At 68.6% G+C, this 14525-nt stretch carries 15 protein-coding genes and 2 pseudogenes; 8 read left to right on the top strand and 9 right to left on the bottom strand.

The genetic code is table 11. The annotated features are described in order from the left end of the window. Nucleotides 1-102: 102 nt before the first annotated feature. From ABZS71_RS28340 to ABZS71_RS28325, 4 genes are all read left to right on the top strand, one after another. A complete protein-coding gene (locus ABZS71_RS28340; RefSeq protein WP_356214650.1) occupies nucleotides 103-720 on the top strand; it encodes a helix-turn-helix domain-containing protein in 618 nt (205 codons plus the stop codon). Continuing rightward, the gene (locus tag ABZS71_RS28335; RefSeq protein ID WP_356214648.1) at nucleotides 720-2831 is read left to right on the top strand and encodes a hypothetical protein; all 2112 of its coding nucleotides are present in this window, start codon (nucleotides 720-722) and stop codon (nucleotides 2829-2831) included. The genes ABZS71_RS28340 and ABZS71_RS28335 overlap by 1 nt, the downstream gene beginning before the upstream one ends. Then, nucleotides 2831-3544 carry a helix-turn-helix domain containing protein gene (locus ABZS71_RS28330; protein ID WP_356214646.1) on the top strand — a complete coding sequence of 238 codons (714 nt, stop codon included), beginning with the start codon at nucleotides 2831-2833 and terminating at the stop codon, nucleotides 3542-3544. Before ABZS71_RS28335 ends, ABZS71_RS28330 begins: the two co-directional genes overlap by 1 nt. A gap of 293 nt (nucleotides 3545-3837) precedes the next feature. Next, nucleotides 3838-4332, top strand: coding sequence for a hypothetical protein (locus tag ABZS71_RS28325; RefSeq protein ID WP_356214644.1), 495 nt, complete (start codon nucleotides 3838-3840; stop codon nucleotides 4330-4332). On the opposite strand, the pseudogene ABZS71_RS28320 reads toward ABZS71_RS28325, so the two are convergent. After that, nucleotides 4307-4537: pseudogene (locus ABZS71_RS28320) on the bottom strand (transposase); the annotation flags it as partial. The gene ABZS71_RS28325 and the pseudogene ABZS71_RS28320 overlap by 26 nt on opposite strands. 102 nt (nucleotides 4538-4639) lie before the next feature. On the opposite strand from ABZS71_RS28320, the gene ABZS71_RS28315 reads away from it, so the two are divergent. Then, nucleotides 4640-5470, top strand: a complete 831-nt coding sequence (locus ABZS71_RS28315; RefSeq protein ID WP_356214642.1) for an IS5 family transposase — start codon at nucleotides 4640-4642, stop codon at nucleotides 5468-5470. Continuing rightward, on the top strand, nucleotides 5467-5901 hold the full coding sequence (locus ABZS71_RS28310; protein ID WP_356214640.1) for a hypothetical protein: 435 nt from the start codon (nucleotides 5467-5469) through the stop codon (nucleotides 5899-5901). The genes ABZS71_RS28315 and ABZS71_RS28310 overlap by 4 nt, the downstream gene beginning before the upstream one ends. Before the next feature lie 80 nt (nucleotides 5902-5981). Here the strand turns inward: ABZS71_RS28310 and ABZS71_RS28305 are convergent. Next, nucleotides 5982-6155 (bottom strand): annotated as a pseudogene (locus ABZS71_RS28305) (transposase); the annotation flags it as partial. 252 nt (nucleotides 6156-6407) lie between these two features. Here ABZS71_RS28305 and ABZS71_RS28300 point away from each other — a divergent pair. Continuing rightward, nucleotides 6408-7844, top strand: a complete 1437-nt coding sequence (locus ABZS71_RS28300; protein ID WP_356214638.1) for an MFS transporter — start codon at nucleotides 6408-6410, stop codon at nucleotides 7842-7844. A 131-nt stretch (nucleotides 7845-7975) separates the two neighbouring features. Further along, entirely contained in the window at nucleotides 7976-8839 is an 864-nt protein-coding gene (locus ABZS71_RS28295) for a helix-turn-helix transcriptional regulator (protein ID WP_356214636.1), read from the top strand. A gap of 66 nt (nucleotides 8840-8905) precedes the next feature. Here the strand turns inward: ABZS71_RS28295 and ABZS71_RS28290 are convergent, their stop codons facing one another. The 7 genes from ABZS71_RS28290 to ABZS71_RS28260 form a co-directional block, all read right to left on the bottom strand. Further along, nucleotides 8906-9853 carry a 3-oxoacyl-[acyl-carrier-protein] synthase III C-terminal domain-containing protein gene (locus ABZS71_RS28290; protein ID WP_356214634.1) on the bottom strand — a complete coding sequence of 316 codons (948 nt, stop codon included), beginning with the start codon at nucleotides 9851-9853 and terminating at the stop codon, nucleotides 8906-8908. A gap of 22 nt (nucleotides 9854-9875) precedes the next feature. After that, complete coding sequence (locus ABZS71_RS28285) at nucleotides 9876-10856, bottom strand: aldo/keto reductase (protein ID WP_356214632.1); 981 nt, start codon at nucleotides 10854-10856, stop codon at nucleotides 9876-9878. Between the two features lie 96 nt (nucleotides 10857-10952). Beyond that, on the bottom strand, nucleotides 10953-11516 hold the full coding sequence (locus ABZS71_RS28280; protein WP_356214630.1) for a carboxymuconolactone decarboxylase family protein: 564 nt from the start codon (nucleotides 11514-11516) through the stop codon (nucleotides 10953-10955). Between the two features lie 51 nt (nucleotides 11517-11567). Then, on the bottom strand, nucleotides 11568-13148 hold the full coding sequence (locus ABZS71_RS28275; protein ID WP_356214628.1) for an FAD-dependent monooxygenase: 1581 nt from the start codon (nucleotides 13146-13148) through the stop codon (nucleotides 11568-11570). A gap of 23 nt (nucleotides 13149-13171) precedes the next feature. Beyond that, nucleotides 13172-13465 carry a putative quinol monooxygenase gene (locus ABZS71_RS28270; RefSeq protein ID WP_356214626.1) on the bottom strand — a complete coding sequence of 98 codons (294 nt, stop codon included), beginning with the start codon at nucleotides 13463-13465 and terminating at the stop codon, nucleotides 13172-13174. Further along, the gene (locus ABZS71_RS28265) at nucleotides 13462-14172 is read right to left on the bottom strand and encodes a histidine phosphatase family protein (RefSeq protein WP_356214624.1); all 711 of its coding nucleotides are present in this window, start codon (nucleotides 14170-14172) and stop codon (nucleotides 13462-13464) included. Before ABZS71_RS28265 ends, ABZS71_RS28270 begins: the two co-directional genes overlap by 4 nt. Before the next feature lie 22 nt (nucleotides 14173-14194). Then, a complete protein-coding gene (locus tag ABZS71_RS28260) occupies nucleotides 14195-14458 on the bottom strand; it encodes an acyl carrier protein (protein ID WP_356214622.1) in 264 nt (87 codons plus the stop codon). Between the last annotated feature and the right edge of the window lie 67 nt (nucleotides 14459-14525).

Genomic DNA, 14525 nt, shown 5'->3' with positions numbered 1-14525 from the left:
GACCTCACTGGCAGCCGGTTTGACGTTGGCCTCGATCACCAATAACGTTAATGCCCGATCAGATATCAGAGTTCGCTCGACGAGAGATTGGGCGCTGCGACCGTGCTGCTGACGACCGGCCAGGCGGCAGAAGAACTCGGCTGTGCCATCACCACCTTCCGGCGGCTCATCCGCGCAGGCATCCTGCCCGGCCTCTCGCAGCGAGGCGTTCGCGTAATGGTGCCCTTGGAGGCTGTCCAGGCGCTGCGGGATCGGCAGACAGCACCGTTGAAACACCTTGCCGCGACCGAAGTCGCAGTGCTACGCGTCGACGCCGCACAGCCTGTACAAGAACCGGACCGGCAGTGGATCGGCTTCTCCGCTCAGCTGCCGCCCGGCGACCTCCTCAGAGCACTGCGTGGCTGGTGGCGCTGCGACGCCGCGAGCGTGGCAGCCGGGGAAGTGCTGCCCGTGACGCTCTCCGGCTACGTCATCGCCGTCCTCACCCGCCTCGACCGCTGGGAGAAGAACGCCCAGGGCTGGCACGCGTTTCCCAGCGCTGTCCTGGCCGGTTACGTCACCGACCTCGTCACTCCCACCACCGAACTGACCGCTCCAACGGCAGCGGAACGCCACTTGGCCGACCATCTCCTGGGCACGCGCCTGGACTCCCACTCCGGCGGCGCCCTCGCCTACGTCACCACCCGCACAACCCACCCCGCACCGCCCAAGGGAACGTGATGGACGCCAAGACCTACAACGCCGCCCTCAGCGAGCTGCGCGCACTGCGGGACGAGATCAAACGGGCACGGACCGCCCTGGCCAAACTCGAAACCGAACGCGACAAGCACATCGCCGCCATGGCCACCTACGCCAAGGCCAAGGCAGAACGCATCGGCCCCGCCGCCGGACTGAGCCTTCTCGAAGTCGTCGCGATCGCCCCCACCCTCGCACCGGAAAGCCTCACCGCCCCCCCGGAACAGACTGAACCAACCACCACCGCATCCGGCACATCCGACAGCAGCCCCGCCCCGGCAGAACCGGCCGCCGAAGCGCCGGGGACGCCAGCACCCGCCATGACCAGCCACCCCCAGCAGGCAGCCACCACGCCAACCGCACCCAAGCCAGCCGACCCCGCCACCCCGCCGCCTCCGCCAACGGGAGCCGGCACCCTGCCGGCCATCCCCGAAGGGGCACAAGGAGACGCCTGGTTCGCCCACACCGCGAACCTGGCCTCCATGCGGCCGAACTTCACCCAGCAGGCACGCTCCACCGTCTTCCTCGACGCCGCCACCGGCACCCTGGTCTACCGCGACCGGACCCTGCGCCTGGACCTCACCACAGCCTCTGCCGGGGAGATCCTCACCGCCGTCTTCCACGCGATCCCCGAGGGGTTGGAGCGGATCTACATCACCGCCGGCGACCCCTGGCACCGCCAGGCCGAGCACTACCCCTACCTCAAGGATGCGGTCGCAGCCTGGCTCAACGCCCCCACCCCCGGCTGGCGTACCGACACCGGCCGCGGCCGTGACCGCATGGCCGGCCACTTCGTCCACCCGCGCAACCCCGTCGGCCGCTACCAGCGCGAAGGCGGCGAGCAGCACGTGGAGATCCGCTCCGTGGGGGAGTGGTTCGACGTCGACGGAGCCGACCCCGCCATTGTCCGGGATGCCTTCGTTCTGCTGTGGAAGACCTTGCGCTCCCACTGGCCCGACGCTGTCATCATGGGCTCCCCCTCCCAGACCGGCCGGGATCTATGGACCCGCACCATCCCCGCCCGCGGCCAATTCGCTGACGGCTACCCCGTCCTGTCCGAAGAACTCCGCGGCCTGCTCCACGCCACTGCCGGACAGGGCCGCACCGAACTGGTCACCCCACCCGACGTACCCGACCAGCTCCCCGCCCTCATCGAATACGACCGAACCTTCGCCTACGCCAAGCACACCTGGAAGTCCGCTGTCGGCATCCCCCGCCGCATCACCGCGGCCGCCTTCGCCTCCTGGAGCGAGAAAGAACAGACCAAAGCCCTCTTCGGCTGCGGCCACTGGCACGTCCGCGTCACCGTCCCCCAGGACTGGAACCACGTCGGCATCCTGCCCGCACCAGCCCCCGGCGACCGCGCCTGGCACTACCCCAAAACCCCCGGCACCACCTTCACCACCTGGGCCGGCGGCCCCGAGATCTACACCGCCCTCACCAACCCGCTCACACCCTGGAAGATCGAAATCCTCGACGGCATCCTGTGGGACGACGGCAAACCCCTGGACGACTGGTCGAAAAAACTCAAAGACTGCTGGGCCCGCCTCACCGCCCAAGCCGCCATCCACGGCCATGAAAACCAGCGCACCGCAGCTCACCTGGCCTCCCGCGCGGTACGCGCCATCCTCCTCTACGGCATCGGCTCCTTCGCCCAGCGCCCCCGCATCGTCACCGGCACCACCCCCCGCACCCTGGAACGCGACGTCCCCGCGGACGCCGAAATCATCGGCTTCGACGACCAGACCATCACCTGGCAACGCCCCACCGGCTTCGCCCGCGACCCCCACGCCCACCCCGAATGGGCCGCCGGAATCTGGTCCGCCGCCCGCGCCGCCCTCCTCTCCCAGCGCATGCGCGAGGACAACACCTACGTCGGCGCCCTCCACACTCCACCCGGAACAGTCGTCGCCTTCCGCACCGACGCCCTCTACCTCACCGCACCCCAGAACTGGCCCTACCACGGCCAGCCCGGCGACTACCTGCACAAAGGCCACCTCACCGGCCCCATCCCCGCCCCCACAACCGAGGAAGACCTGCTCGCCCTGCGCGACGCGGGCCGCACCGCCCTCGCCCAGACCCGCAGCGAGGCCTGATGCCACCCCGCAACCGCCGCCCAACAGCACGCGAGCTGAACGAAGCCGCCCGCCTGACCGAACAGCTCCGCGCCGCCGGCTACACCAAACGCGACGTCGCCCGCATCATCGGCCGCGACCCCTCCCTCGTCTCCCAGTTCTACACACGCGGCAAAGGCGCCGCCTTCGTCCCCGCCCTCCAGCACATCCTCCAAGCCGTCCAGACCGCCGGCATTACCGACATCGACGAACTCGCCGCCCTCGCCGCCCCCCGCATCACCCGCCGCACCACCGCCGCCGGCACCCGCGCCCGCGTCCGCACCAAAGCCGTCCTCATCACCCCTACCGGCACCGGCACCGGCCGCGTCGCCGCCGCCGCCATCGCCTCCGGCTCCACCCGCCTGCGCCCCCTGATCGCCGAAGCCGCCCGCCGCGGCCTGCGCCTGGCCTTCACCGTCCGCATGCCGAAAACCGGGTACGTCCACCCATCCGGCAGCCGCATCGACTCCCCGGGCATCCGCCGCGGCGTCATCCAGCGCGCCGACCACACCGAGGAACGCTCCTACGGCTTGGCAACGACCGGTGGTTTCGACGCCGCCGACTTCGCCCGCCGAGTGGACGCCGCCGCCGGCGACGTCACCGCCGCCGTCCAGCAGTGGCTCGTGGAAACCGGCCGCATCCATGAAGGCGCTCACATCTCTCACCTGGAGATCCGTACCTGGCGCCCTCGCTGATGGACCGCACGACGACGAAATTGCCGCTCAGCGCTGGCTGCCTTGGTAGGCGTGGCCAGCCATGCCCAACGTTCGGCCAGGAGGAGCATCATCGACCGAGTCCACAACTCCTCGCTCGTCGGTCGGTGGCCAAGGGTCGGTTATCGATGGCATTGCCATGCCAGTCGAAACGGTGTCAGTAGCTGTTGTCTTTCCGGTCGTGATCGGTTGGTTTCTGCTGTCAGGCGTGAACTCCGTGGTGTCGAGGAAGAGTCGGGCCGTCGCGTTCGTCCGGGATGACACGGAGGTGCTCGGTGGCGTCGGTCATGGGCTTGCTGGAAGCACGCGAGGCGGCTGCGCGGGTGCGGGTCGAAGAGCTGCGCGGGGAGGCGGAGCGGGTGCTGGCCGAGCTGGCGGAGGCCGAGGCGGTGCTGGAGCGGCGGGCCGTCGCCCTCGCGGAGCTGACGGAGGCCCTGGCCGCGCCGGAGCCGGAGGCCGAACAGTCGCCGCAGCCAGTGCCGGTTCCGGTCGTGGTGAAGGTCCCGGTGGCGGGGTCGGTCGTGCCCGTCTGGCGGGAGGGCCTGACCGTGGACGTGCTCGCGCCGGACTATCAGCGGCTCGTGGGCGTGCTGGAGGCGGACGTGGGCGGGGCGGGGCTGCGGGCCGGGGAGTTGGCTGGTCGGCTGGGACTGGATGTGGTGCCGGCGAAGGTTGAGGGGGTGCGGTCGAAGGCGAAGCGGCTGGTGGAGCGGGGCTGGCTGGCCGAGGAGCGTCCCGGGGTGTTCATGCCGCAGCGGTCGGCGCGGTGACCTTCCGGGCCTGGTGGCGGCCGAGGCGACGGCCCATGAGCATGGTCATCGACCACAGGACGACGGCCTGACTGCTTTCGGGCCGGGTCTCGTAGTCCCGGGCCAGCCGCCGGGAGTGCATCAGCCAGCTCAGGGTTCTCTCCACTACCCAACGTCTCGGCAGCACCACGAACCCGTTCTGGTCGTCGCTGCGTTTGACGATCTGAGAGTGCGGTACGCGATCTTATGCCCGGCTTGTCATCGCTCGATGGGGTGACGTTGGGGCATCATTGTCGGTCAAGCGTTCGTGATTCGCTTGGGTGGCGGGATGGGTGATCGCAAGCCGTACTCGAGTGACGTCTCCGACGAGCAGTGGGCCCTGGTCGAGCCCGTGATCACGGCGTGGAAGGCCGGACACCCCTCGGTCAGCGGCCATCAGGGCAGATACGCGATGCGGGAGATCGTGAACGCGATCCTGTACCAGAACCGCAGCGGCTGCCAGTGGGACCTGCTCCCCCATGACCTGCCGCCCGCCGGCGCGGTGAAGTACTACTTCTACACGTGGCGTGACGACGGCACCGACCAGACCATCCAAGATCTGTTGCGGTGGCAACTGCGGGAGAAGAGACGGCGATTAGCCGACCCGAGCCTGGTCATCCTGGACACGCAGAGTATTCATGCCGCCGTCGGCGTTCCGGCCACCACGACGGGCAAGGATGCGGCGAAGAGGGTGCCGGGGCGCAAGAGATGCCTGGCCGTGGACGTGTTGGGCCTGGTCGTCGCGGTCGCCGTCCTGCCGGCCAGTGCCCACGACAACGCCGCTGGTATCGCGCTGCTGGACGGCGTGGCCGCCCAGACCGGCACGGTGAGTAAAGCCCTGGTCGACCAGGGATTCAAGAAGAGCGTCGTCGACCACGGCAAGCAGTACGGCATCGACGTCGAGATCGTCGAACGCAACCCGGCCAACAAGGGCTTTGTCCCGCAGGCCAAGCGGTGGGTCGTGGAGCAGACGAACGGGATCTTAATGTTCTACCGGCGTCTGGTCCGCGACTACGAGCACAGGCCCGCCACCTCCCGCTCGCGCGTCTTTTGGGCGATGACCTCCGTCATGGCCCGCCGGCTCACCGGCGCCACCATCCCTGCCTGGAGGACGCCGTGAGCGACAACCCGCAGATCAGCGCCGTCCTGGCCTACGTCGAGGCCCGCGAGCGCGAACTGGGCGAACAGGCCGGACAGCTCCGCTCCCGCATCGAGGACCTCACCGCCCACCTCGGCGAACCCGACGCGGAGAGCGAGAACCTGCGCATCACCCGCAAGACTCTCCTTGCCATCCCCCGACCCGATCCCGTCGAGGGGACACCCCGCCCCGACGTGCCGGACCACCCGGCCTACCAGCAGATACTCACGGCCCTCGCCGACGCCGGTCGTCCGATGCGGGCCCGCGACCTGTGCGAGGCACTCGACCTGCCGATCCTCCCGAAGAACACCGAAGGCATCCGGTCCAAGCTGAAACGCCTGGTCACACGAGGCATCCTCGCCGAACCCGAACCCGAACCCGAACCCGGCCTGTTCACTCAGCCCCGCACCTGACCGCCGCCCCACCCCACCGACCAGGGACCCTCACCCAACTCCAAGCCCGAAACGGGCATTACCTCACGTACTGCACTCTGAGACGGGTCCCACGGGCTGGTGGTGACGAAATGGGCCAGGGCTTGCCGGTTTCCGTCTTCCCCGAGCCTGACGGCCATCGGTTCGACCGACTTGCGCTTGCCGTCGGTGAGCAGCCCACGCAGATAGACCTGGCCCCAGCGACGTTGATCATTTCTGGCGAACGGATCGAACATCTCCGCCGCGAAGTCCTCCAACTCACCACGCACAGCAGCAATCTCGTCCGGAGTCACACCCCCTCAACGACACACCGAACCCGAAAGACACGCACACCACAACCGACCTGACCAAGCCCTACTAGGTGTACATGAGTGGTGATCTTGGTGGGCAGTCTGGCCGTGAGGGTGACACTTCCAGTGACAGTCTCCGCAGGAGTGCCGTCAAGAGGGATCTGGCTGGTCGGGGCCGTGCACCGGAGTCTGGGGTGCATGACAAACGCTGATACCACCACGACCGCAGCAGCCGCGCAGTCAACCACCGTCCGCATGACCGGACGCCAGGTCGCCGCCCTGGTGGTGCTCCTGGCGTCGCAGTTCATGATGGCTGCCGACTTCTCCGTGCTGAACGTCGCGCTGCCCGAGGTTGGCACGGCCCTCGGGTTCTCCACGGGGAACCTGCAGTGGATTACCACGACGTTTGCCCTGTGCGCCGCCGGGTGCACTCTGGTCTTCGGCCGCGTCGGGGACTACGTGGGGCGTCGGCGCATCTTCACCACTGGAATGGTTGTCCTGGCCGTTTCCTCGCTGATCGGGGGTATCGCCGAGTCACCCGCCGTGCTAATGGTCGCCCGCACGCTCCAGGGTCTGGCCACCGCCGCCGTCACCCCTGCCGCGCTCGCCCTGCTCACCACCGCCTTCAGTGAGCCGTCATTGCGCAACCGGGCGCTCGGCCTGAACGGCGTCATGATGAGCTCCGGCTTCAGCGTCGGCGCCATCCTCGGCGGTGTGCTGACGGATCTGCTGTCCTGGCGCTGGGCGTTCTTCATCAACATCCCCGTGGCCATCGCCGCGATCGTCGTCGTGCCCATCGTCGTCGAAGAGAGCAGGGCCGAGCGGCGCAGCCGCATCGACCTGCCCGGCGCGGTACTGATCACCGGGGGCCTCTTCGCCGGGATCTACGGCGTCACGCGCGCCGGCGAGGACGGCCTTGACCTTGTGTCCGTCGTCGCGCTGATCGCAGCCGCCATCCTGCTGGGCGCCTTCTGGGCGGTGGAGAGCCGTACAGCCGACGCTCTCGTTCCGGTGCGGATTCTGAAGAAGCCGGACATCGCCCTCGGAAACTTGGCTGCCCTGTTCATCTTCGGCGGCGAGACCGCGCTGATCTTCTTCACCGCCCTGTACGTCCAGAACGTGCTCGGCCTCTCCTCCCTGGTCGCCGGCCTGGTCCTGCTCGGCATCGGCGTGGGTCAGGTCATCGCCGGTACGGTCGGGCCGCGCATCCTCCAGCGGGTCTCGCCGCGCACGATGCTCGGCGTCTCCCTGGTCCTCCAGGGCGTGTTCATGCTGCCGGCCCTGTGGGCGACCTCGGACTCGCGCTGGCTGATCCCGCTGATCGCTACCCAGTTCGTGAACGCCTTCTTCTCCATGATGGCAGCGCTGTGCTTCATGGTCATCGCCACCTCGTCGGTCGAGTCCGACATGCAGGGCATGGCGACCGGAATGGCCACCCAGAGCCAGCAGGTCGGCATCGCGATCGGCATTCCGCTGGTGAGCGCGGTCTTCGCCGCCTCCATCGGGCACGGCACAGTGACCACCGCCGAGGAACTCACCGGCATTCACCTGGCGATCGGCATGGCCGCCGTCTCCCAGATCGCCGTCGGTCTTCTCCTCTGGCTGGCGCTGCGCCGCAAGGCTGCGCAGCAGTAACCGCAGAGAACCGGATTCGGTGGCAGCCACGGCCGGGAATGCGGACCTCACCGCCTTCCCGGCCGCAGTGGCATTGGTCACCACGATCGAGGCGACATTGCCGATGCCGTACGGGACTTCATAATGGGAAGGTGGAACACATCGTGAACACGGACCTCGGCAGCTATCTGCGGCAGATGCGTGAGCGCGTCCGGCCGGAGCAGATGGGGCTGCAGACCCGCGGCTCGCGGCGGGTTCCGGGATTACGCCGCGAGGAAGTGGCCGCGCTGGCGGGTGTGAGCCAGACCTATTACACCCGGCTCGAACAGTCACAGACCGCGCACGCCTCGCCTCAGGTCCTGCTCTCCATCGCCCGCGCACTGGATCTGAGCCCCGACGAGCAGGACTACCTGCTCAAGATCGGTACACCGATCCAGAATCCGCAGCAGTCAGCGCCGCGCGGCGACCAACTGAGCCCCTACACCAGTATGCTGGTGGGTTCGCTCGGCAACGTAGCGGCGGCAGTGCTGAATTACCGGTGCGACATCCTCGCCTGGAATTCCCTCTACCGCAAACTGTTCGCGTCGCACCTCGACTTCGATGTTCCCGAGAACGCCGAACAGCGCCCGAATCTGATCAAGATGAACTTCCTCGACGAGAGCATCCGGTCGCTGTACGCGGACTGGACCGCGGAGTCGGAGTCGAACGTGACGTATCTGAGGTTCATCTCCGGAAGCCACCGGCACGATCCGCAGCTGGCCGAGCTGATCGGCGAACTGACCATACAAAGCGAGGAGTTCGCCGAACTCTGGTGCCGCCAGCGGGTCGCCAATTGCATCGAGGGCACCAAGCTCTTCGTCCACCCGGTCGTCGGTGAGCTGGAGTTGATGTACCAATCCGCGGACCTTCAGGACGGGAACATCCTGAAGTTCTACCACGCGGAGCCCGACTCTCCGCACGAGGCGGCCCTGCAGCTACTCACGGTGGATCTGGACTCCGTGCACCTCCACCGCTGACGTACGACAGAGCGGCACCCCGGGGGACCCGGGGTGCCGCTCGGCTGTGGTGAACGGCGTACGCGGTCACGTCCGCCGGACCGCCGTCACCCCCCAGGTGAAGCCCGATCCGGCCGTCGCCACGATCACCAGGTCGCCGGGGACGATCCGACCGGCGCGCTCCAGTTCCTCCAGGGCCAGCAGTGGGTCCGCGCCGCCCAGGTGCCCGTCGAACTCGTATTGGAATACGCTGCGGGACGCGTCTACACCCATCGCGTCCAGGTACTTGCGGTGAGTGTCTTGGTTGCCGTGCGTGACGAGGAAGTATGCCACGTCAGCCACCCCCCGTCCGATGTCCGCGAGGACCTTGCGGGTCAGCGTGGTGAAGTTGTCGATGAATGCCTCGCCGAGCCCTTCGAGCTTTTCACCCCGCTCAACCTTGATCTGACCTTCCTTGATTTCGCCGTAGTACGAGTCCACCCATTGCGGATCGGTGTGGTGGGCGGCGCCGAGTACCTCGTACTTGGCGTCGGCGGAGACCAGGACGGCGGCCGCGCCGTCCGCGAAGTTGAACAGCTCGATGTAGCCGGTTCCGTACTCGACAAGCTGGCTCAGCCGGTCCGCGATGATCACTAGCGCGTAATTGTGCGTGCCCGCCCGCACCTGGTCATCCGCCATCTTCACGGCAACCATGCCCGCGTTGCAGAAGTTGGAGACCTCGAAGCAGTGCGCGTGCGCGATCCCCAGCTCCAGGGCGATCTTGGCAGCGGGTGACCAAAAGGGCGTTCCCCACTCGCTGGAGCCCGCGTAGAGGACGAGACCGATCTCGTCGAGCGGCACCGGGTTCCTGGCCAGGAGCCTTGCCGCGGCGTCCCGGCCCAGCCCCCAGGAGGTCTCGCCCTCGGCCAGCACCGAGAACTTCCCGGACGGCAGGATCTGCTCCAGCTTCTCGACGCTGTGCCCGGACTCCCGGCTGACGTCATTAATGCTCAGCTTCCCGCTCGGCGTCGCCAGGGCGAAGTCAGCTATTCCCACGGTTTTTCCACCTGCCTGTCGGCTAGACGTATTCCACGACGGCGTGCGGCACATAGGGGGCCTGCAGTCGGGCCAGTTCGTTGTCGTCGAGCACCACGTCGAGGGCCGCCACCGCGTCCTGGAGGTGGTGCGGCTTGGTCGCACCGACGACGGGTGCGGTGACCGCCGGCTGCTGCAGCACCCAGGCGAGAGCCACCTGGGCCATGGGGATGCCGCGTTCGGCGGCGATGCCGGCGACCATTCGCGCGACTGCGCGGTCCGCGCGCTCGGTCGGGCCGTAGAACCGCTCCTGGATCGGATCGCCCGCGGTACGGGCCGATTCCGCGTCCCAGTCCCGGGCGAGCTTCCCGCGGGCCAGCGGGCTCCACGGGGTGACGCCGATGCCTTCCGCGAGGCAGTACGGCAGCATCTCGCGCTCTTCCTCGCGGTTGATGAGGTTGTAGTGGTTCTGCATGCTCACGAACCGCGTCCACCCGTGCAGGTCGGCGACGTACTGGGCCTTCACGAACTGCCAGGTGTACATCGACGACGCGCCGATGTAGCGGACCTTGCCCGCCCGCACCACGTCGTGGAGTGCTTCCATCGTCTCCTCGACGGGGGTTTCGTAGTCCCAGCGGTGAACGATGTAGAGGTCCACGTAATCGGTGTCCAGCCGCCGCAGACTGACGTCGAGTTCCCGCATGATCGACGAACGCGAAAGGCCACCCGAGAGCGGGTTGTCGGTTAGCTTCTCGTACACCTTGGTGGCGATGACGACGTCCTCGCGGCGCGTCAGCTTCTTCACAGCGCGACCCAGGAACTCCTCGCTGGTACCCAGCGAGTAGATGTTCGCGGTGTCGAAGAAGTTGATGCCCAGATCGAGCGCCTGGGCGATGAACGGGAGGCACTCCTCCTCGGGCAGCGACCAAGGGTGGGTGCCGAATCCGGGCTCGCCATAACTCATGCATCCCAGCACCAGCTGCGACACCTTCAGGCCGGACGAACCCAGCCGCACATACTGCACGTTCTTCCCTCTTCCGTAGGGCGGTGACCGGTGGGGGCGCCGGGGCGGCCGGGCGCGCGGGCTGATCGCGGCCGGCCGCCCCCGTTGGCGGTAGGGTCAGGAAGCGGAGCTCTTGACCGCGTTCTGGACCTCGGTCAGTCGGCCCCAGGAGGTGACGCCCTCGTCGAGCGGGATGTTCAGGCTGGCCAGGTACATGGCGGTCATGGCGCAGTGTCCCGCGAGGTGGGTGATCTCGGCGATCTCGTTCTGCGAGTAGTGCGCGCGCAGCGCCCAGAACGCCTCGTCGCTCGCCCGGTGCAGCTCCATGCAATCGGTGACGTAGCGGACCAGCGCCGCGCGGGAGGCCGGCATCTCGTCGTAAAGACCGCCCTCGATCGCCTTGACCTCGGTGTCGTTAAGGCCGGCCTTCTTGGCGAGCGGATAGTGCAGCATGCGCTCGAAGTCGCTGTCGCGCAGCTTGGCTACGCGCAGCACGATCACTTCGCGGTCGAGCAGGCTCAGCAGGCCGACGGTGAAGGTGGCGCCGAGTGCGAGGTGGGCTGCGGCCGAGTTCTTGGTCAGCAGCAGCGCGCGGGTCAGGTTGGACTGGAACTTCTCGTAGACCGCGAGCTGCTCGCTCGTCATGTCGGTGACGTCGGTGAGGGTGACGCGGTGGGCCATGGCAGGGCTCCTTCGGGTTGCTCGTGGAAGGGAGATACGGGGAAACGGGTGCTACGCAGACAGGCCGGCGAGTGCCGGGGCGGCGGAGGGTGCGGTCACCACATGCCGGGCGAGCGCCTGTCGGACCCCGCGTGCCGCGGTGCCGGGCGCATGGCCGTCGAGGGGGACGAGTGCGTCGAGGTGCCCGTCGGGCCGCACGACCAAGGCCTGCGCCTTGTGGCCGAGCTTCTTCAACAGCGGGCCCGGCGGACGGCCGCTCAGGTCCGTGACGTCCGCCGCGGTCACCTTCTCGCGTAGCTCGGCGACGAGCCCGGTCCACCGTTCGTACCGGTACTCAAGGCCGGGCCAGAGCAGCACGGTGTAGCGGTCGACGGCGAGCGCCGGCGCCGTGCTCGACTCGCGCCAGCCCAGCGGCAGCCGCTCACCCGGTACCAGGGCACGCCGCTTCGGCCGCGGACCGTAGTGGGTGTCGATCTGGGCGAGCTTCGGTGCCAACACCTTCTCCAGCGTCTGGGTCGCGGTGCCCAGCCGGTAGACGGCGTCGCGTGCGAGGGTCTCGTGCCGGGTCGAGTACAGCCCGATCCGGGCCAGGCGGGTCGAGAGGGCGGCGACCGCGTCGACGGCCGGCCTGCGCTCGACGTCGTAACTGTCCAGTAGGTCCGGGCGGTAGTCGCCGCGCACCACGCCGGCCAGCTTCCAGCCCAGGTTGACCGCGTCCTGGATGCCAGTGTTCAGGCCCTGCGCGCCGGACGGGCTCATCGCGTGCGCCGAGTCGCCGACGAGGAAGACGCGGCCGCTGCCGTACGTGCTCGCCGAGCGGACGTGCGCGGTGAAGACGCCGCTGAACTTCATCTCGCCGAGCCTGCGCACCCCGGGGACGCGCTCGGCGAGCAGCGTCTCGAAGAAGGCGCGGTCGGGGGCGCCGTCCGTGTAGTCGTCTGGCACGCTTGCTCCGACCCGGAAGATACCGTCGCCCAGCGGCGCCAGCACCATGTTCCCGGACCGGGTCAGGTAGTACGCCGCCTCGCTGCTGGTGGTCTCGCCCAGGATCTCGGCGTCGGTGATGGCCAGCCGGGTCCGCAGGGTCCGGCCGGCGAACCGGAAGCCGAACACCTCGCGAACCGTGCTGCTGTAACCGTCGGCGCCGACCACGTAGTCATACGTGCAGGTCTCCGTCGAACCACTGGGCAGGCGCAGTCGGCACTCCACCCCGTGCGGGTGCTGCGTACCGTCGACGAAAGTATGGTCATAGTCGATCGTCCCGCCGAGCGCGGTCAGGTGCGCTTCGAGGATCGCCTCGGTACGCCACTGCGGGATGGTGATGGCGAACGGATAGCCGACGCCCCACAGCCGATCAAACCTGATCAGGCCAATCCTCTTCTTATTGGAGTAGTAGTTCATCTGGTCGAAGTAGTGACCGTTCTCGACCAGTTCCCGGCTCACGCCCACGCGGTCGAGCAGCTCCAGGACACGGGGCCACAGGATCGTCGCGCGGGAGTGCGGGCTCTCCCGGCGGGTCTTGGAGATGACGTCGGCCCGCACGCCGTGTCTGAGCAGTTCGCAGGCGAGGACCATTCCGACGGGCCCGGCGCCCACGACGAGGACGCGCGGCCGCTGCGTGTCGCTGTTCACTCGACGACCTCCCTCGGCCCCGCTCATGCGTCGAGCGGACGCAGGCGGTGGACCTGCGGCGCAGTGCGGTAGGCACCGTCCACCCGGGCCAGGAAGGCCGCGGTGTGCTCCTCCTTCATGTGCAGGTCGATGGCCTCCTGATCGGCCCACTCCTCGACGAGGACGACGGCGCTGCCGTGCTCCTGTGACAGGAAGGCGTCGAAGCGCAGGGCGCCCTCCTCCTTCCGGGTCGCGGCGCAGAGGTCCTTGAAGGCGTCCACGACGTCCTCCAGCCGGTCCGGTACGACGTCGAAGACAACGGTGATCTCGATGCTCATGCGCGGGTCACTTCCTTGGCGGTGAGGTCGTCGGTGATGAGGTCGTCGAAGTCGACGAACGGGAAGGGGTGAGCGGGGTCGGGCGGCTTCTCGCACTCCTGCGGTGCGACGTTCCACCAGCGCAGGGCGGCACGCGGGCGGCCCTCGGCCGCCCACTCGGTGTCCAGACAGACGGCCCCGCAGGTACCGACCAGGACGTCGGGCGCCGCGACGGAGGGAGTGAGGGCCCGCGTCAGCAGGTTCAGCACTCCGCCGTGCGTCACCACCAGGGCCGGCGGCGCCCCCCGGTCGCAGCCGGCCTCGGTGATGTCGCGCAGCGCGGCGCAGAAGCGGGACCGCGCGGCGCGGCCGCTCTCGCCGCCGGGCGGGGCATAGTCGGGGTCGGTGAGCAGCCGCCGCAGGGTGCCCGGGTGGCGCCGGGCGAACTCCGCGCGGTCCTGGCCGTCGAGCGTGCCCAGGTGCCGCTCACGCAGTCCGTCGACGCGCAGGTGGGGGACGCCGAGCCGGCCCGCGGCGTACGCGGCGGTCTGAGCGGCCCGGGCCAGGGGCGAGGAGTACACCGCCGCCCACTTGGCCAGCCGCAGGGACCGGGCGACCTCCTGCGCCTGCCGCACCCCGGTCTCGTTCAGGGGGATGTCGGCCTGCGCCTGGAACCGGTCCTCGGCGTTGCGGTCGGTCTCTCCGTGGCGGAGCAGGACGATACGCACGGCGGGGGCCTGCGCCGCGCGCTCAGGCGGCGGCCGGCGGAGTGACCGCCGCGGCGCCGAGGACCTCGACCGCCTGGGCGGCCTCGTCGATGGTCTGCTGGGCGGTCAGCACGCCCTCCACGATGGAGACGCCGAGCCGCTTCTCCAGGATCAGCGATATCTCCAGCAGAGCCAGCGAGTCCACCGCAAGGTCTTCGAAGACGACGCCCTGGGACACCTCCTCCGCAGGTATCTCGAACTTGCCGGTGAGAATGTCGATGATCACCGTCGTCACAGAACCGTTCATGGGTCACCTCAACTGGTTGTGGGTATGCGTGAGTGGGTGGTGGTTGGGTGAGGGGTGCGGGCCGGGC

The sequence above is a fragment of the Streptomyces sp. NPDC005393 genome, assembly GCF_040606675.1.
In the GTDB taxonomy this organism is placed as follows: Bacteria; Actinomycetota; Actinomycetes; order Streptomycetales; family Streptomycetaceae; genus Streptomyces.
The sequence above is the reverse complement of the archived record's forward strand: the minus strand, read 5'-3'. Positions and strand labels throughout refer to the sequence as shown.